Consider the following 18,447-nt stretch of genomic DNA (forward strand, 5'->3'; position numbering starts at 1 on the left):
GTCTCTGCGGCAAGGTGTCACGAAGGGCGACGAGTTGACGGAACATATTCGAGCGGACATCGACGCGCTGAACAAAGCTGTTCTGGCACTGCGCAATCCGAGCCGGTGCTCGCCGACGCACTACAGGGCGGGAAAGATCTCCGGTACGCGTACCAAGCCTGGCAAGGCCGATGGCCGGTCTGTCATCATCGTAGGACCGCGGCCGGTCTGAGCGGCCGGTTCTCGGTGGATCGAATCGGGAGAGGGAGGGGCCGTGCTGATCGACCCGCAGTCCGTATTGAATATGGCGAAAGCGCTGGAGCCAGCCACCGATGCGACGCAGAACCACGCGACGCAGATCGCCGACGTCGGTTTCGACGCGACGCACGCCGGTCAGGACTACCAGTCCGAAGGGCAGAAGCTCGCCGCGGGCGTCGACAACATCGTCGGAATGCTGCAGTCGTGGTCCCAGGCATCCGGTGCCACGGTGGAGGCGATGCGTCAAGCGGTGACGGCAATCCAGGCGCAGGAGCAGCAGAACACCGACGGGCTCGGTCAGGCACCCGAGGGTTCGGCTACTGCATGAGCAACCCGCAGCAGTACCAGCAGGCCTACGAGAGTGGATTGGCGTCGACCCGGTCTGCGCTCGAACGCTTTCTCAAGGAAGACGGCACGAACGTCTTCGACAAGAAGATTTGGAGCGACAAGACAAAGGCCACCGGCCAGGACGTCAACAGCCTCCTGGACACCGGGGCACCGGGCCTGCAATGGTTCGAACGAGCGCTGATCCGATATCACCGGTGCGGGGATGTGGGTCTGGAAGGATTCGGCGAGTTCGCGATCCCCCCGCTGGACATGGGCGAGGGAAATATCGCCGCTGAGACAATCAAAACCAGGGCCGAGCCCATGGAGGAGATTCGGCGGCTGGAGTTCAGATGGTACGACCAGCAGCGGAGCATGAACCTCACCAGTCTGCGTGCCCTGTCGGCCCAGCTCCAGGCGGCATCGACCGGGACCGGTACACAAACCTCCACAGCGGACATCACACGGCAGCTGAACGGAGTTGCCCAAGCGGTTCCGGAGCACTGGCAGGGTCAATCCGGCAGTGCCACACAGGATCATCTGGCGGGTTTCCATGCCCACGCCGATCAGCAGTCGCAATATCTGCAAGCGGTGACGGCCGCATTGAGCGGCCTTCCGGAAGTGTTACTCCAGATCGTGAGCGACAAGGCGAATTTCATCGCCGGGTTCGACAGTGAGCAGCTACCGGTCGCTGGGCATGCGATGCGGCTCGGTGACGAGGATCCCGTCAGCACGATCATCACTGTGGCGGCGAGACAAGGGACGGCCCATTCCCTGCGGGCCGATCGGGAGGTGGCGGAAAGTCAGTTCCACCTCGGTATCTATGCGAACGAAGCCGGTGCCGACGACGCGGTCACCGATGCGTGCAAGAAATGGCTGACCGATCATTTCCGGCCGGCAGTCCAGGAGGCGTTCAAGGCCTTCGTCCACCAGTGCGCGCTCGCCGACTATTACATCCGTCAGGCGTACAAGCCGGTAATCACCCTGCTCGATAGTCACGACACCACGCCGTTTCCCACTCCCGGCCAACCCGGCCCGTCCACACCCGGCCCGTCCACACCGGGCCCGTCCACACCGGGACCCTCAACCCCGGGCCCGTCCACTCCCGGCCCCTCCACTACCGATCCGAGCACTACGCCCGACCCGACGACACCGACGTCAGCCACACCTGACCTCAGTTCGGTGATATCCGGTCTGGGCCAGCTCTCGGGCGTCGTCCAGTCCCTGGGAGACCTTGCCACGCAAGGGATCAGCTCCCTGTCCGGTGTCGTTCAGCAGGGTGTCGATGGCGTACTCGCACTACAGGATGTCGCACAACAGGTTCCGAGCGATCCGGCGGCCGACGACCCGACTGCGGGACCGCATCAGTCCGCAGAGTTCGATCTGGCCGGTAAGCACCTGAAGTTCGAGATGGGCCCGAACGGTGAACTGCAGGTGGTCACGACCGACGGCGACGGCCAGCACGCGACGTACGAGCTGAGGTTGGACGAGCAGGGCAGACCGATCATCGCCGTCGATGACCGATCTCCGGACGCGCCGACGGGTGAGTCCCCCGCACAGGGCGACCAGCCGCCCGGCGGTCGGCACGGCGACGGGCAGACGGCCGACCAACCGCCGCAGGGTCTGCGACCACCGCAGCACCCGAGCCCAGGGCCGCAGCACACCGGTGACCAACCACCGAAAGCCACCGGGGAACAGAACGCCCAGCATTCTCCGCCGCCCGCGCAGGAGCCTCCGCCGCCGACAATGGCGCCACCCAGTTATCGCCCCGTGGGCAATCAGAGCGGGCCACCGGTCACGGCACCCGCCCAGCCGATCGACAGTGGCGCGGAGTTGTCGGAAGCGGGCCCACTGTGAACAGCCCCGAGACAAGGCGATGCCTGATGGCTCGCCCCCCGGCAGCCGTCGACCGAAATAGGTGACCAGTAATGGACTACCAGGCCGAGATGGACCGCATCCTCGCCGAGTACAGGACAGCGGCCCGCAGTGTGCAGAGCGAATTCTTCGAGGCCGATGAGCGGACCACTCGAGGTGGCGCAGCGGTCTTCGACGAGCTTCGGCAGGAGTTGAATCAGCCGGAGCCGCAAGCGGAAACGCCGGAGGAAGCGGCAGCACGCGAAGCGCGGGAGGAACGCGATCGGCTGCTACGCGACGCCGCCGAGCGAGCACGAGCCGCGGCTGCCGAGCGGACGCGGCAATCCCAGCCCGGCCGCAACGCGTATGTGCTGCCGTCCGACTGGACCGATGAGGACGAAGCCCGGATGGAGGGCTATGGCCCACCGGACTCCTGGCTGCGCTAGGTCCCCCGGCGAGGGGCACAGCGAACCGAGCGGCAGCGCTCCCTACTTGCCCAACTCACCCTTGTCTGTACGGACCCACTCGCTCGTTCCGTCCGGACGCTGGTGGAATTCCCAAGCCGCGTAGGCGCCGTCACGGTCTATTGCCTTGACGTGGTCGGCGACGCCGTCGTGGTCCATGTCGGTCCAGATGTCGGTGCCGTTGGCGGTTTGGACCGATTCGGTGTCGGGTATGCCGTCGGCGTCGATGTCCTGGGTGGGGTGGTGGAGTTCGACGGGCCCGAGACCGCCGAGATCGGAGTGCGCATCGACGTCCGGCAGGTGCAGACCCGGCAGATCGTCCGATGTCATCATGTGCGGCTCCTCGAGGACGTGCGGCGGATGTCGCTCCATCCTGACATCTGCCGGGCCCCTCGCGCAGCCCGCTGTGGATAACTGTGGCCGCGCCGCACCCGCTCCCTGTGGATAACTGTGCGCGGTCAGACCTTCGGGATGACCAGCCACAGGATGATGTAGAGGATGAACTGCGGCCCGGGCAGCAGGCACGACAGCACGAACAGCAGGCGCACCACGGTGGCGTTCCAGCCGAAGTATTCGGCGAGGCCGCCGCAGACGCCGCCGATCCACTTGTTGCTGCGGGACCGGGTGAGGCGGCGGGTGGGGGCGGTCATGTCGGTTCTCCTTCTCTCGTTCGCTACGTCTCCACTCTGCGCCGACCCGGGCCCTGTGGCATCGGGCGCCGGACCTATCCGCACCCTGATTTTTCCCGGGCCGGACTCAGGGTCCGACCCGGAGCACGGCAGACTCTTCGGGGTGAGCGAACCGAATCCCCGATGCGCGCGGCCCCGGTGCACCGAGGCACGGCCGTGAGCGCCACCCTGCACGCCCGCGGCCTGGCGGCCGGTCACGGCGAGCGCACGCTGTTCAGCGACCTCGATCTGGTTCTCGCGCCGGGCGATGTGATCGGTCTGGTCGGAGTCAACGGCGCGGGCAAGTCGACGCTGTTGCGGATGCTGTCCGAACGCAGCGCACCGACCGGCGAGATCACGCTGAGCCCACCGGACGCGACGGTCGGCTATCTCGCTCAGGAGCCCGAGCGCGTGCCGGGTGAGTCGGTCCTGGGCTTCCTGACCCGTCGCACGGGAGTGGCTGCGGCGCAACAGGTTATGGACGCCGCTGCGGAACAGCTCGCCGATCCGGACACGCCCGGCGACGAGTACACCCCCGCGCTGGAGCGCTGGCTGGCGCTCGGCGGCGCCGACCTGGAACAGCGCGCCGAGGAGACCGCGGCCGACCTGGGCCTGATCGACAGCCTCCCCGACGGCCTCGACACCCTCATGACGGCATTGTCGGGCGGCCAGGCCGCGCGCGCCGGACTGGCCTCGGTGCTGTTGTCCCGCTTCGACATCCTGCTACTCGACGAGCCCACCAACGACCTGGACCTCGACGGGCTGGACCGGTTGGAGCGCTTCGTCACCGGCGTGCGGGTGCCGCTGGTGGTGATCAGCCACGACCGAGAGTTCTTGGCGCGCACCGTGAACCGGATCGTCGAACTGGATCTCGCGCAGCAGCAGGTGGGCGTCTACGACGGCGGCTACGAGGCGTACCTGGCCGAACGCGAGATCGCCCGCCGGCACGCCCGCGAGGCGTACGAGGAATACGCCGACACCAAGGCCGCCTTGGAGACACGAGCGGTGACGCAGCGCAACTGGATGGAACACGGCGTGCGCAATGCCCGCCGCAAGGCGCGCGACCCACGAAAAGTGGACTCCGACAAGGCCGGTCGCAAGATGCGCGCGGAATCCACCGAGAAGCAGGCCTCGAAGGTACGCCAGACGCTGCGCCGGATCGAGCGACTGGACACGGTCGAGGAGCCGCGCAAGGAGTGGGAGCTGCGGATGTCGATCGCCGCGGCGCCGCGCAGCGGGACGGTGGTCGCCACGGTGTCCGGCGCCACGGTGACCCGGGGCGATTTCACGCTGGGACCGGTGACGGCACAGGTGGACTGGGGCGACCGGATCGTGCTGACCGGCGCCAACGGGTCGGGCAAGTCGACGCTGCTGGCGTTGCTGCTGGGCCGGATCCGGCCCGACGAAGGTTCGGCGTCGCTGGGTTCGGGTGTCGCCGTGGGGGAGGTGGATCAGACTCGTGGCCTGTTCCGCGGAAACGCCACGCTGGCAGATACTTTCGGTGCCGAGGTGCCCGACTGGACCGACGCCGACATCCGCACCCTGCTCGCGAAGTTCGGCCTGCGCGGACCACATGTGGTGCGCGCCAACGACACGCTGTCCCCCGGGGAACGCACCCGCGCCGCCCTCGCCCTGCTGCAAGCGCGCGGCGTGAACCTGCTCGTGCTCGACGAGCCCACCAACCACCTCGACCTGCCCGCGATCGAGCAGCTGGAGCAGGCCGTCGAATCCTTCACGGGCACACTGCTATTGGTCACCCACGACCGCCGGATGCTCGACAGTGTCCGCGCCACCCGCCGGTGGCGCATGAACCGCGGCCTACTCACAGAGGACCGCTGACCGAACCGTACGCCTGAACCACGGCTCACCGCGTCCGGAGCAATGCACCGCGGCCTCGGCGCGGCGCACCGGCACAGGGCGGCTTACCCAGTTCCGGCGCACTTGCTGGATTCCTCTGCGCCTGGGTTCGGCCGTGGGGTGGGAGGCTTGTGCCACAGCAGGAGATAACGCCAGAACAGGACTCGGCGTACTCTCGCGCCGGGCAGTGCCGACCGTGCTGTGCGCCGTGCCTCGCGGGTGGTCAGGGGCGGGTTCGATACGACCGGCATCGCGGGGTCGTCGGCGGCGGCGAACCAGCGTTCGCCGGTGAGTTTGCGCAGTGCGAAGAACACCACCGCCAGCACACGGTGACCGAGGGCCGCCGCGATCTCGAGCGGCAGTTCGCGTGGGTCGAATCGGGGTAGCACCACCGCGGCCAGGACGCCGCCGGGTCGCAGGGCGCGGGCCAGGACGGGCAGCGCGTCCTCGAGCGGCAGGTGATGCAGCGCCGTCACCGACACGATCGCGTCGTACCCCGCGTCCGGCAGGTCCCGTTCGAGCACGTCGTCGAGGAGGCAGGTGACATTCCCGGGCACTGTCGCTCGCGCGCGGTCGATCATCTCCGGGGAACGGTCCAGGGCGTCGACATGGTCGGCTCGCTCGGCGAGTTCCGCCGCGAACTCCCCCGCCCCACACCCCACATCCAAGACACGATGGCACGGTCGTGGCAGCTGTCGAATGAGCAACCGGTGATAGAAAGCGTTGTGGCTCCAGGCGAATGCGCTCACCCACCCCAGAATGCCAGCCCGACCCGGCCTGCGTGACGAGACAGCCCGTCACGATCGAACCCGTGACGCGACCGGACCGATACTCACCCCGCGTGGATAGCGCTGATCAAGGTCCGGTTGGCGACGGTTTTGGTGATGACCGTCTGGGTGAACGACTGTGGTGGGTCGTCGGGGGTCTGCTGGGTCAGGCGGACTTCCCACTGGCCCTCCTCGCCCGCCCGGGTGATCTGCACGCAGTAGCGGGTGCCGACGGGTACCTGGTTGATGCCGCGCTGGATCTGTTCGGCCGCGGGCACAGTCGCGTCGTCGGCGACGACGGCGCGGGCCGCGAAGCCGGAACGCTGCACGTAATAGGCGCGTTCGAAGGCGAGGATGGCGTCGGGGCCGTTGCCGGTGCCGCCCGGATCGGTGCCGGACACCACATCGGCGGTTCGCCGCTGCTCACAGCCGTCAGCGGCGAATGTCGCGGGCTGGCCGGTGGAGGGAACGGGCGCGGCCGGGGCGGCGGCCGGACGGGTCGGCACGGCCTGCGCGGCGGCGGTGGTCCGAGCGTCCGTGGTCGGTGTCCGGTCCCGGGCGGTGTGGATGACCGTCAGGACGATCGACACCACGACGATGCCAAGCCCCAGCATGATCAGCGCGGCGACCACCTTGTCGCGGCGGCGATTGTCCGCCTGCCGCCGCCGCGGATGCCGCAGCCGCGGGCCGGGATTGCCGCCCGACCGATCGATGAGCGCCGGAATCAGCGCGGGCCGGTCCTCCTCGACGGGCTCGTCGCCCCACGACTCGGACGGCTGGGACGGCGTCACCACCACGCTCGATTCGCGTTGCGGCGGCGCGGAATCCAGCCACTGTTCCCACTCACCGGACTGGTAGGAAGGACCGCCGGTCATGGGTAGCGCCTCGGGGACGTCGGGTGGCGGCGGCCGGCGACGCCGCGCGCCACGACGCCCGGGACGGCGTCGCTTCGGCCGGCGGGCCGGCATTCGCACCATCGGCAGCCCCAGCTCGAACGGGTTGCCGTCGTCCGGGTGCGGTGCGCCGGGATCAGATCGTGTCATCGCCGAAGTCGCCGATAACGGCCGCCGGGACCGTCTCCTCGATGCGCGCCGGAACGGTCACCCCCAGCTGGCCCTCACCGCGCGGCTTGTGGTCCTGATCGCCGGACGCGGGCGGCGGCAGCGCGAGGCCGCCGGTAGCGCCGGGAACATGTTCGGGCGCGGCCGGTTTCGGCGCGGGGGCCGACGCCTGCGGAACCGGGTCGCTCGGCGGAATGACCGGAGACGGCATCGGAGCGGGTTTGGGCGCGGGCTTCTCCGGCGCGGCGGGAGCGGCCGGGGCATGCTGCGACGGCGGGATGACAGCGCCGCCCGGCGCGGCCCCCGAGTGCGTCGACTGTCCCGAATTCCCGGTGCCGCCGCCGAAGTCGAACAATTTGCTCGACCCGCTGCCGCCGCTCGAGGTGCCGTCGGCGGCGTCGGGGTTGATGGCCTCGGTGATCGCCTTGTCGACCGACGCCGCGACGGTGTCCATGGCGTGCGTGCCGACCTCCGCGATCTTGTCGATCAGGTGCGTGCCGATATCGACACCGGCGTTGATCGCCGTGGTGCCGATCTGCACGCCCGCGGAAATGAGCTGCTGCTGCAACTGCAGCTGCGCGGCGAGCGCCGGATCCATCGGCTGCCCCGGCACCTGGCCGGGCACGGTCGAGTACTGCGCGGGCGTCGAGGGCTGGCCGGGCGCCGACCAGCCCTGCGCCTGGGTGCCGTAGTTCTGCGTCATCCCGGCGGGCGCGCTCACCGTGAGCGGGCCCATCTCGTCCAGGCGGCGGCTGTGGTCGGCCATCTCGGTGCGGGCCGCGGTGACCGTGCCGATGGCCTCGCGCAGCGCCTGCGTGGCTCGGGTGATCACGGCATCGGTGTCGGGGGCCGAGTTGGCATTGTCGAGTATGACGCGGGCATCGCGGCGGAAGTCGTCGATGATCGCGTCGACCTTCTTGGCCGCGCGGGAACTCGTGGACTGCGCGTCGGACAGCACTGCCAGATAGGCCGGGCCGCGGTCGGAGATGTCACCGATCTCGGTCTGGGTGGTGCGCAGTGCCGGGACCGCGGCGTCGGAGGTCCGGCCGACCATGCTGGACTCGATGGCGTGCAGGCCGTCGCGGTGCGGCGTTTCGGTCTCGGCGGCCTGGGCGGAGGCGTTGGACAGCGCGGCGGCGATCGTCGCGTCGGGGACGGGGGCGCCGGTGCCGAGCGAAGCCCGCAGGGCCAGCAGCGGTTCCACCAGACGCGCGATGATCGGCGGGTCGCCGGACGGGCCGGGCGTGGACGCGGGAGCCGCGGCGGACTCCGTCGGCCGGTTCCGCAGGCGCCTCATGGCAGGGACTCCCCGGTCCGGGTCATGGCCGCGGCCGCATCGGCGTCGCCGCCCTGCACCGTGGTGTCGAAACCGCGCAGGACCTGGCCGTAGGCGGAGACCAGCTGGCCCGCTGTCGACAACGCCTGCGCGTGCTCGGAGACCGCCGCGGTGAACCGGGCCGCGAAGTCGGCGCCCAGCAGGCCCAGGTCGGCCGACAGCTTCTCCTGGTTCACGGCGCCCTCCGCGACGGCTGCCGCCGACGCCAGCTGTTGCGACACCGTATCCGCGATGGTGGTGTATGCGGCCATTGCGGCCGGATCGAGCTTCAGCGTGTTCACTGTTCCCCCTCACGGAAACCCAAGCTTGCGCTGTCGCATCAGGATTCGACGTCCACCATACGTGGCGGCGCCGGGACTTGCGCCCCGATCCCTCCGACGGCTGCCGGACGTCCCCTCGAGATTAACGCCTCACCGCAGCTCACGCACTCTTTCGCCGACTTCCCTCAGATGGCGGCTACCCGCTTGGCGAGATCGTCGGCGAGCTCGCGGGCCCGATCGGGATCGGTGGCCTCGACCATCACGCGCACCAGCTGCTCGGTTCCGCTGGGCCGCAGCAGGACTCGCCCGGACTCGCCGAGGATGCGTTCGGCCTCGGTGACGGCGTCGCGGATCTCGGGGGCCGCGGCGACGGCGGCGCGGTCCGACACGGGCACATTGATCAGTACCTGCGGTACGGTCCGGACCAAGCTCGCGAGGTCGTCGAGGCCGCGGCCGGTCTCGGCCATGCGGGCCATCAGCTTCAGACCCGTCAGCACGCCGTCGCCGGTGGTGCCGAACTTCGGGAAGACCACGTGCCCGGACTGCTCGCCGCCGAGGGTGTAGCCGCCGCGGCGCAACTCCTCCAGCACGTACCGGTCGCCGACGCCGGTGGTGCGCACCGTGATTCCGGCCTCGCGCATCGCGATGTGCAGGCCGAGATTGCTCATCACGGTCGCGACGAGAGTCTCGTGGGCGAGTTCGCCGGCCTCGTGCATGGCCACCGCGAGGATCGCCATGATCGCGTCGCCGTCGACCACCGCGCCCGCGGCGTCGACGGCCAGGCAGCGGTCGGCGTCGCCGTCGTGCGCCAGACCGAGATCGGCGCCGTGCTCACGGACCGCGCGCTGGACCTGGTCCAGATGCGTGGAGCCGCAGCGGTCGTTGATGTTCAGGCCGTTCGGCTCGGCGTTGATCGCGACGACCCGCGCGCCCGCCTCGCGGTAGGCCGCCGGGCCCACATCGGAGGCCGCGCCGTGCGCGCAGTCCACCACGACCGTCAGCCCGCTCAGGTCGCGGCCGGTCGCCTCCACCAGATGCTCGACATAGCGTTCGTGGGTGCCGTGCAGGCTGTAGTGATCGTCCACGTGACCGTCGACGCCGGACTGGCTCAGGATGCGGCCCAGCCCCGCCCCGGTCGGGCGCACGAAGGCCTGCTCGCGCACCAGTTCCTCGATGCGGTCCTCCACGGCGTCGTCGAGCTTGTGACCGCCCGCGGCGAAGATCTTGATGCCGTTGTCGGGCATCGGATTGTGCGAGGCGGAGATCATCACGCCCAGGCATGCGTCGTACGCGGCGGTCAGGTAGGCGACCGCCGGTGTCGGCAGCACCCCGACCGAGAGCACGTCCACCCCGGCGGCGGTGAGACCCGCGGTGACCGCGGCCTCCAGCATCTCGCCGCTGGCGCGCGGATCGCGGCCGACCACCGCCACCGCGCGGCGCTTGCCACGTCCGAGGACCTGCGCCGCCGCGGCCGAAACATGTAGCGCCAGTTCCGGACTCAACGACTCGTTGGCAAGCCCACGGACTCCGTCGGTGCCGAACAAACGTCCCATTCCCTCGCCCCTAATGTCTGATCGCGGTGCCCGGCCGCGGTCTTGGTTGCGCGTCCGCGGGAACCTCCATGGTCACGCAGGCTGCCCGTCTGCGTGGCCGATTGCGAAGCGCCGCGGCTGGATACAGCACGAGAGCAGGCGCCCGGGAGGGGCGCCTGCTCTCGTACGAATGACGTAGCGACCGTACCCGATCCGGCACCGTGTCGGTGCCGGACGGATACGGCCGCCCGCCGCAAGATCAGCGCTTCGAGTACTGCGGAGCCTTGCGGGCCTTCTTCAGGCCGTACTTCTTGCGCTCGGTGGCGCGCGGGTCACGGGTCAGGAAGCCCGCCCGCTTCAGGGCCGGACGGTCGTCCGGGGTGACCTCGATCAGGGCGCGGGCGATGGCCAGCCGCAGCGCACCGGCCTGACCCGACGGGCCGCCGCCGACCAGGCGGGCGTACACGTCGAAGTTCTCCGTGCGCTCGACGGTGACCAGCGGGGACTTCACCAGCTGCTGGTGCACCTTGTTCGGGAAGTAGTCCTCGATGGTGCGGCCGTTCAGCACGAAGTTGCCGGAGCCGGGCACCAGGCGGACGCGGACCACGGCCTCCTTGCGACGGCCGACGGTCTGCACCGGGCGGTCGATGAGGGCCGGGGCGACGGTGGCCTCGAATGCCTCCTCGTAACCGGCGCCGTCCTCGACGACCTCGGCCGGGGCCTCCTCGACGTACTCTTCGTTGAATTCCTCAGGAGCGGTCACTGGGCCACCTGCTTGATCTCGAACGGAACGGGCTGCTGGGCCGCGTGCGGGTGCGACGGGCCGGCGTAGACCTTCAGCTTGCGGGCGATCTGGTTGCCCAACTTGTTCTTCGGGATCATGCCCTTGATGGCACGCTCCACGACACGCTCGGGACGGGTCTCCATCAGCTGACGGACAGACCGGGTCTTCAGACCGCCCGGGAACCCGGAGTGGGTGTGGATGAACTTGCGATCGGCCTTGTTGCCGGCGATCGCGATCTTGTCGGCGTTGATGATGATGACGAAATCGCCACCATCGACGTTCGGCGCGTAGGTCGGCTTGGTCTTGCCCCGCAGCAGATTCGCTGCCTGCACGGCAAGGCGGCCGAGCACTACGTCAGTGGCATCGATGACGTACCACTGCCGGGTCACGTCACCCGCCTTCGGGCTGTACGTAGGCACAGTGCTTCCCTGTCTGTCGTCGGTGTTCTGCCGGCCAGGCGAGCGGTCGGGTGATCCCGGCGGCCAGTGGAGACCCGGGGCCCGTCGGACGACGCGAGAATCCCGCGACGTACCGCACGCCAACGGGCAACGATACCAGCAGGCCGAACGACCCTCGAAATCGGTCGCCCGAGCCATCCGCCCGGCACGGATCCGGGCGCTACCGGCCCGCTGCCGGTCACCCTCACTGCCCACAGCCGGGTACCGATGCCGACAACCTGCGCCGCCCGCGTCCCCGGCCAGACCTCCCGCGAAGACGTCCTGCGGACAGACACCGACAACCCGCGGCTCACCTGCGCCGACAGCCGAACCTCCCGACAAGATGTCCGGCAGACGAACACCGACACCGACGGCCCGTGGCTCACCCTGCGCCGACAGCCAGCCTCCCGACAAGATGTCCGGCAGACGAACACCGACACCGACGGCCCGTGGCTCATCCTGCGCGGACAGCCGGCCTCCCGGCGAGATGTCCTGTGGATGACGGCCGAGGCCGACGGCCTGTGGTGCCCCCTTGGCTCATGTCGGGACGCCGAACGAGCTTGTTCTCAGACTTTGCGCGAGCGCTCGCTGGGCTCCGGCTCGTTGTCGTACTCGGCGTTTCGAGCGGGCTGGGCTCCGGTCGAGGGCTCGACGGGCTGGTCGGACGGGCGGCGGCCCAGGACGGTGGCCAGTTGGTCGTCGGGCGGGATTTCGGGTGGGCGGGTGAAGCGGCCACCGGTTTCGGTGAGCGCGGTCTGGTCACGGGTGATGCGGGTGGTCTGCTCGTGGTCGGGCTCGCGGGCGGCGTGGCGGCCGTGGCGTGGCGGCGAATCCGATTCGCGCGCAAGGGTTTCCGATCCGCGTCGGGACGGCGCAGCGGCGGGGCCGATGTGCCGCGCGCCCTGATCGACGGGACGGCCACCGGCGTGGCGCACCGGATCGGACGGGATGCGCAGGCTGTGCCGTCCGCCCTCCTCGACCGGCGCCGCGGTCAGGGGTCCGGCAGCCGTCGGCCCGGATTGTGCCCCTGCCGAGCCGAAATGCTGGGTCGGTACCGCCCCCGGTCCCCCGCTGGGCATGCCGGGCGTCGCCTGTCCAGCCGACCCCGGCCCGGAGTTCCCCGGGTCCACCCCGGATTCCCCCGACGCCGGGCGTCCCCCGCCCGGCTGTCCGGTGTCCTGAGCGGAACCACGCGCGCCGGGCGACTGCCCGGGCTGATGGCCCGCCCCGAGTGCCGTTGCCCCCGCCCCGGACGACGGCCCCCCGAGCGGCGATCCGGGTGTGACAGGCCCTGAACCGGAAGCAGGACCACCGAGCGGCGGCCCCGATGACCCCGAGCCCGACGACAGACCGCCAGGCTGCGATCCCGCAACGGGACCCGAACCCGACGACATGCCCCCATGTGGTGGCCCCGATGAAGCCGGACCCGAGGCTGAGTCGCCGAGCGGCCCCGATGAGCCCGAGCCCGACGACAGACCTCGGGGCTGTGGTCCCGGTGTGGAGCCCGGACCGGGCGGTCCTCCGTGTGGGGATCCCGGTGTGGCGGGACCTGAACCGGGGAGAGGTCCGGTGAGCGGCGAGGCCGTCGGGCCCGACGGCGCTCCGGACTGCGATCCCGGGGCGGCGGGTGCTCGCGGGCCGGGGGTCGGATCGGCCTGGCGCGCAGCGGGTCCCGAGGTGGGGATGGGTGGGTGGTCCGGCTCCTCGTCGGCGTATTCGCTGTCGGTGACCAGCAGGTGCGCGGCGCCCAGCGCCAGCGCGTGCATCGGGTGGTCGGCGACGCGCAGCCGGTGGCCCAGGTGATTCTGGAAGGCCAGCCGCAGCGCGTCGTTGAAACACACGTTCCCGGTGAGCAGCACGGTCGAGGTGTCGGCGCCGATGGAGCGGGCCGCGGCCATCACCTCGATCACCACGTTGTCGGCGGACTGGGCGTCGCGCATGGCGTCGGGGACGATCGGCACGCCGACGGATTCGGTCGGCTGCTCGTCGTCGCCGTGCACCGCGACCACCAGACAGACCCGGCCGTCGGAGTACACGCCGGTGGCCCCGTGACCGCCGCGACCGGCCGCGGGCGGGCGAACCAAGCCGAGCGCCCGCACATAGCCCGACAACGCCACCGATTCCGGTAGCGGTTCGGTTGCCACATCCAGCATCTCGACGACCCGACAGTATTCATCGATCTTCTCGTCCGGCCAGTCGTCCGGGTAGGGCAGCGCCACGACCTGCGGCTTGCCGCGCACATGTTTGCCGATCGCGGCCAGCGGGTTGTACAGCCGCGCGCGGAACACCAACTCCACCGGCCAGGTCGCGCCCGCGATCCGGATCTGCCGATGGCCGAGTACGTCGCGCACATCGGAGATGGCGATGCCCAGGTCGGGACGCTGCCGCTCGGCGCCTGCCGTGTGCAGTCGGCCCGACGCGTCCGCCAGCAGATACGCCGGCGGCGTGTATGTGCCTTCCACCTGGACCGGGCGGATCGGTGTGCCACCGCCGCCTGCGGCCACGGACACCACATCCCAGCCGAGATGCACTGCCCCAACTCGAGCCGTCACACGCATAAGTGTGCCTGCTGCGCTGCCGACACGCTCGGGGCAGGGCGGAAATCCCGCACTGAGCTGCGGGTTCGCTGGGTCATGCCGAGGACTTCTTCAGACGCAGCCGCCACCATGTCAGTACCGACAGCACCGCCGTGATCACCAGCAGCATGCCGATGTCGAGCAGCCAGAAGCCGGACTTGTGCTGCCAGATCGCGTCCGGCTGGGCGTTCGCGAACAGATAGCGGAGATCGACCGTCGCTGCTCCCGAGGCGAAGCCCCAGCGCGACGGGAAGATATAGGACAGCTGCTCGAGCACGATGCGGTCGGTCACCGGGATCATGCCGCCGGCCATCACCAGCTGGCACATGATCATCACGACCAGCAGCGGCATCACCTGCTCGTTGGACTTCGCGACCGTGGACAGCAGCAGGCCGATGACGACACATGCCACCGCCGTGAACGCCAGATCGAAATACAGCTCCACACTGCCCGACGGAATGAGCGCGCCCTTGCCGGGCGGGTTCTTACCCGCCAGCACGATCGCCACCAGCACCGCCGACTGCAGCAGGGCCGCGATGCCGAAGATGGCGACCTTCGCCAGCAGGTACGCCGACGGCAGCAGCCCCACCGCGCGCTCGCGGAAGAAGATCGGGCGCTCGCCGACCAGGTCGCGCACGGTCAGCGTCGAGCCCATGAAGCAGGCGCCGAGAATGAGCACCACCAGCAACTGCTGGGTCTCACCGCCGCCGTCGAGGACGAAGGTGCCGTCCGGCAGCGGCACCGGCACTCCGGGCGCGAAGCCGTTCTCGCCCGGGACCACCAGCGACAGGATGCCCAGCACGAACGGCAGCACCACCAGGAACGCCAGATAGCCGCGGTCGGCCAGGATCAGCCGCACCTGCCGTCTCGACAGTGTCGAGAACTGTTTCCACCCACTGGATTTCGGTGGTTGGCCGGAGACGCCGCGCGGCGCGACCGGAGGGGGCGGCGGGGTCGCGGCGGCCTGCCGGGACCGGTAGTGCGCGAAGGCCCGGTCCGGGTCGGCCGCGACCCGCGCGAAGATGTCCGCCCAGTCGCTGGTGCCCAGGAAGTCGCCGACGGTGGCGGGATGCCCGCAGAACGCCGTCTTGCCGCCGGGCGCCAGCAGCAGCACCTGATCGCACATGTCGAGGCAGGCCACCGAGTGCGTGACGACGATGACCGTGCGCCCCGCGTCGGCCAGCTCGCGCAACATAGTCATCACCTGGCGGTCCAGCGCCGGGTCCAGGCCGGAGGTGGGCTCGTCGAGCAGCAGCAGCGCCGGGCCGGTCAGCAGTTCGAGGGCGACCGAGGCGCGCTTGCGCTGACCGCCGGACAGCTTGTCGACACGGGTGTCGGCGTGCTCGGTGAGCGAAAGCTCCTTCAGCACACCATCGATGACCTGCTGGCGGTCGGCCTTGCTGGAGTCGGGCGGCAGGCGCAGTTCGGCGGCGAAACCGAGGGCCTGGCGCACGGTGAGCTGGCGGTGCAGCACGTCGTCCTGGGGCACCATGCCGATTCGGCTGCGCATGGCCTCGTACTCGGCGTGCAGGTTGCGGCCCTCGAAGGTGACCACACCGGCGGACGGATGCGTAGATCCCGCGATGAGTTTCGACAGCGTGGACTTGCCCGCGCCGGAGGGACCGATGAGCGCGGTCAGGGTGCCGCGTCCGGCCTGCATGTTCACATCGATCAGCAGTTGCTTGTTGCCCTCGACGGTGAACCCGACGCCGTGCACGTGCAGGCCCTGCTCGGTGACGGGCTTCTTGCGGTGCTTGAGGGTCCCCTCCTGCACCACGAAGTCGACGTTGCCGATGGTGACGATGTCGCGCTCGCGCAGCGCCACTCGCTGCTCGCGTCGGCCGTTGACGAAGGTGCCGTTGGCCGAGCCGACGTCCTCGAGAACCAGCCCCTCGGCGCCCTTGACCAGGCGGGCGTGCCGGCGCGAGGCCAGCGGATCGTTGACGACGATCTGGTTGTCGCTGGTACGGCCGATGGTCAGGCCGCCGGCCGGGATGCGGTCGGCGCGGGCGATCGGCGCGGTGGACGCGCGGGCGCGCACCGGCGGCAGCGCCGAGGTGTCGGCCTTGGTCGTCATGTTGACATTCGGCAGGTTCGCGCTCGGCCCCGACGGAAACGGCTGGCGGGGGGCCGAATTCGGCCGCTGCGGCGGCGTCCGATCACGCCCGTGCGGCGGCGACTGCGGACGCTGCGGCGGCCCCTGGGGTCGCTGCGGCGGCTGGTGCGGACGCTGGGACGCCTGCGGCCGCTGGCCCGAGGGCGGCTGCTGACGATGTCCACCCGGCGGGGTCTGCCCGCGCGGATGCCCGTCTCCCGCAGCCTGTCCCCGCGACGGCGCAGGACGCTGCGGCGGCGCCTGCCGCGCGGCATCGGGCACCAGATGCAGCAGCGGGCCGGTGACCGCGTCCCCCAGCCGAACCAGCGTCGGCCGCTCGATCGACAGCGGATCGGTCAACCGCTGCGCGTCCACGAACACGCCGTTGGTACTTCCGTTGTCGCTGAGTATCCAGGTATTACCCTGCCAAGTCAGTGTCGCGTGCACACGGGAAACCAGCGGGCTGTCGACGAACAGCAGTACCTCCGGCGCGCGGCCCACGGTGACGTGCTGAGTGGAGTCGAAGACCCGATCGGTTCCCTCATGGCGCACGGTGATCTTCTGCGCCCCCGGTGATGACATGTGCCGGATCCTATGCGATGACCCGGACATCGGTGAGGCCCGAAGCTGCCCTCGATTACTCTGTACCGGCGACCGCGACCGAGACGTGACCGGCCCCGGGGAGGGAGTGAAGGGTGGCGAGACGCCTAGCCATCACGGCGCTGACCCTGGCAGCCATGGTGCTGACGGGCTGCACGATGACCGTCGACGGCCGGGCGGTGTCGATCTACGACGACCCGTTCAAAGTCGCCGGGCTCCCCACCACCGACGGTCCCAGCGGCCCGCGCGAGGGCGTCCCCGACTCCCCGATGTCGGCTGTCGGCGGCGATCGGGGCGAGATCGACAAGCTGGCGCTCAACGCCATCGACGACATCCAAACCTATTGGCAGGGTGAGTATCACAAGGAGTTCCAGGGCGATTTCGCGCCGGTGGGCAAATTCTATTCGTGGAACGCCAAGGACCCGAAGTCGCAGGAGAGCCAGTTCTGTAAGGAGAGCACCTACCACCTGGTGAACGCGGCCTACTGCCGACTGGACAACTCCGTCGGCTGGGACCGCGGCGTGCTGCTGCCGATGATGCAGGAGAGCTTCGGCAAGATGGCGGTGGTCATGGTGCTGGCGCACGAGTACGGGCACGCCATCCAGACCATGTCGCGCATCGTCGGCGCCAAGGATCCGGTGATCGTCAAGGAGCAGCAGGCCGACTGTTTCGCGGGGGCCTTCATGCGGCACGTGGCCGAAGGCAGCGCGGCGCACTTCACCATCAACACCTCCGACGGCCTGAACAATGTCCTCGCCGCGACGGTCGCGATCCGCGACGCCAACCCCGAGGACCCGGAGGCCGTGCACGGCTCCGCATTCGAGCGCGTGACCGCCGTCCAGATCGGCTTCACCGACGGCCCCAAGGGCTGCAAGGCGATCGACATGAAGGACATCAACCAGCGCCGCAAGAACCTGCCGCAGTCGTTCGAGAGCGATCCCAACCGCGGCGAGATGAAGATCACCAAGGCCAGCCTGATCGAGCTGAGCAAGGCGATGGCCGACATCATGCCGGTGCCCTCCGAGCCCGCCTACGACTACCACGGCGCGACGCTGAACTGCCGCGACGGCGCCGACACCGCGCCGGTCACCTACTGCCCGGCGACGAACACGATCGGCACCGACGTACCGGCCCTCGCCGAACGCGGCCTGGCGAACACCGCGCAGCACGACGGCTTCCCGACCCGCGTGGGCGGCGACTACAACGCCTACGTCGTGTTCGTGTCCCGTTACGCGCTGGCGGTGCAGAACAACGCGCACCAGGCCCTGACCGGTGCGAAGACCGGCCTGCGCGCCGCCTGCCTGGCCGGGGTGATCACGGCGAAGCTCGGCGATCAGAACCGCGATCCCGCGCACGGCGACATCACCCTGTCCCCCGGCGATCTCGACAAGGCCGTCTCCGGCCTGCTCAGCGACGGACTCGCCGCCAGCGACGTGGAGGGCAACACCGTCCGCAGCGGCTTCGCCCGCGTCGACGCCTTCCGCGCCGGCGTCCTCGGTAACCGCCAGACCTGTCAATCCCGGTACTCCTGAGCAGGTTTCGCCCCGATCGGTTCGGAAGCAGGTGGAACCGAACCGGTCTCGCGCGCATCCAAT

Annotated in this window: 16 protein-coding genes; 5 read left to right on the plus strand and 11 right to left on the minus strand. The window is 69.8% G+C overall.

From position 1 onward, the window contains the following. Positions 1–253 precede the first annotated feature (253 nt). From NWFMUON74_RS31025 to NWFMUON74_RS31035, 3 genes are all read left to right on the plus strand, one after another. Positions 254–565 (plus strand): hypothetical protein, encoded by a 312-nt coding sequence (locus NWFMUON74_RS31025; RefSeq protein ID WP_187685263.1) that lies wholly within the window; start codon positions 254–256, stop codon positions 563–565. Further along, on the plus strand, positions 562–2,418 hold the full coding sequence (locus NWFMUON74_RS31030) for a hypothetical protein (protein ID WP_187685264.1): 1,857 nt from the start codon (positions 562–564) through the stop codon (positions 2,416–2,418). Before NWFMUON74_RS31025 ends, NWFMUON74_RS31030 begins: the two co-directional genes overlap by 4 nt. A 71-nt stretch (positions 2,419–2,489) precedes the next feature. Further along, complete coding sequence (locus NWFMUON74_RS31035; RefSeq protein ID WP_187685265.1) at positions 2,490–2,861, plus strand: hypothetical protein; 372 nt, start codon at positions 2,490–2,492, stop codon at positions 2,859–2,861. Positions 2,862–2,903: 42 nt separating this feature from the next. Here the strand turns inward: NWFMUON74_RS31035 and NWFMUON74_RS31040 are convergent, their stop codons facing one another. Next, positions 2,904–3,212 carry a DUF6802 family protein gene (locus tag NWFMUON74_RS31040; protein WP_187685266.1) on the minus strand — a complete coding sequence of 103 codons (309 nt, stop codon included), beginning with the start codon at positions 3,210–3,212 and terminating at the stop codon, positions 2,904–2,906. A gap of 125 nt (positions 3,213–3,337) precedes the next feature. After that, positions 3,338–3,529 (minus strand): PspC domain-containing protein, encoded by a 192-nt coding sequence (locus tag NWFMUON74_RS31045; protein WP_187685267.1) that lies wholly within the window; start codon positions 3,527–3,529, stop codon positions 3,338–3,340. Between the two features lie 195 nt (positions 3,530–3,724). Here NWFMUON74_RS31045 and NWFMUON74_RS31050 point away from each other — a divergent pair, with 195 nt between their 5' ends. Further along, entirely contained in the window at positions 3,725–5,386 is a 1,662-nt protein-coding gene (locus tag NWFMUON74_RS31050) for an ABC-F family ATP-binding cassette domain-containing protein (RefSeq protein WP_187685268.1), read from the plus strand. 83 nt (positions 5,387–5,469) lie between these two features. Here NWFMUON74_RS31050 and NWFMUON74_RS31055 read toward each other — a convergent pair whose 3' ends face one another. The 9 genes from NWFMUON74_RS31055 to NWFMUON74_RS31095 form a co-directional block, all read right to left on the minus strand. Further along, the gene (locus tag NWFMUON74_RS31055; protein WP_232110694.1) at positions 5,470–6,153 is read right to left on the minus strand and encodes a class I SAM-dependent methyltransferase; all 684 of its coding nucleotides are present in this window, start codon (positions 6,151–6,153) and stop codon (positions 5,470–5,472) included. A gap of 83 nt (positions 6,154–6,236) precedes the next feature. Further along, a complete protein-coding gene (locus NWFMUON74_RS31060; RefSeq protein ID WP_187685269.1) occupies positions 6,237–7,214 on the minus strand; it encodes a DUF8176 domain-containing protein in 978 nt (325 codons plus the stop codon). Continuing rightward, on the minus strand, positions 7,201–8,529 hold the full coding sequence (locus tag NWFMUON74_RS31065; RefSeq protein ID WP_187685270.1) for a hypothetical protein: 1,329 nt from the start codon (positions 8,527–8,529) through the stop codon (positions 7,201–7,203). Before NWFMUON74_RS31065 ends, NWFMUON74_RS31060 begins: the two co-directional genes overlap by 14 nt. Next, positions 8,526–8,849, minus strand: coding sequence for a hypothetical protein (locus tag NWFMUON74_RS31070; protein ID WP_187685271.1), 324 nt, complete (start codon positions 8,847–8,849; stop codon positions 8,526–8,528). The genes NWFMUON74_RS31065 and NWFMUON74_RS31070 overlap by 4 nt, the downstream gene beginning before the upstream one ends. A gap of 164 nt (positions 8,850–9,013) precedes the next feature. Continuing rightward, complete coding sequence (gene glmM / locus NWFMUON74_RS31075) at positions 9,014–10,381, minus strand: phosphoglucosamine mutase (RefSeq protein ID WP_187685272.1); 1,368 nt, start codon at positions 10,379–10,381, stop codon at positions 9,014–9,016. Between the two features lie 238 nt (positions 10,382–10,619). Then, positions 10,620–11,123, minus strand: coding sequence for a 30S ribosomal protein S9 (gene rpsI / locus NWFMUON74_RS31080; protein ID WP_187685273.1), 504 nt, complete (start codon positions 11,121–11,123; stop codon positions 10,620–10,622). Next, positions 11,120–11,563: a 50S ribosomal protein L13 gene (gene rplM, locus NWFMUON74_RS31085; protein WP_187685274.1), complete on the minus strand. Its 444-nt coding sequence runs from the start codon at positions 11,561–11,563 to the stop codon at positions 11,120–11,122. Before rplM ends, rpsI begins: the two co-directional genes overlap by 4 nt. Positions 11,564–12,147: 584 nt before the next feature. Then, positions 12,148–14,133: a hypothetical protein gene (locus NWFMUON74_RS36430; protein ID WP_232110695.1), complete on the minus strand. Its 1,986-nt coding sequence runs from the start codon at positions 14,131–14,133 to the stop codon at positions 12,148–12,150. Positions 14,134–14,212: 79 nt separating this feature from the next. After that, positions 14,213–16,834, minus strand: a complete 2,622-nt coding sequence (locus NWFMUON74_RS31095) for an FHA domain-containing protein (RefSeq protein WP_187685275.1) — start codon at positions 16,832–16,834, stop codon at positions 14,213–14,215. Positions 16,835–16,989: 155 nt separating this feature from the next. Between NWFMUON74_RS31095 and NWFMUON74_RS31100 the strand changes: the two genes are divergently transcribed. After that, positions 16,990–18,384 (plus strand): neutral zinc metallopeptidase, encoded by a 1,395-nt coding sequence (locus NWFMUON74_RS31100; RefSeq protein WP_187689531.1) that lies wholly within the window; start codon positions 16,990–16,992, stop codon positions 18,382–18,384. Positions 18,385–18,447: the final 63 nt, after the last annotated feature.

The sequence above is a fragment of the Nocardia wallacei genome (assembly GCF_014466955.1).
GTDB lineage: Bacteria > Actinomycetota > Actinomycetes > Mycobacteriales > Mycobacteriaceae > Nocardia > Nocardia wallacei.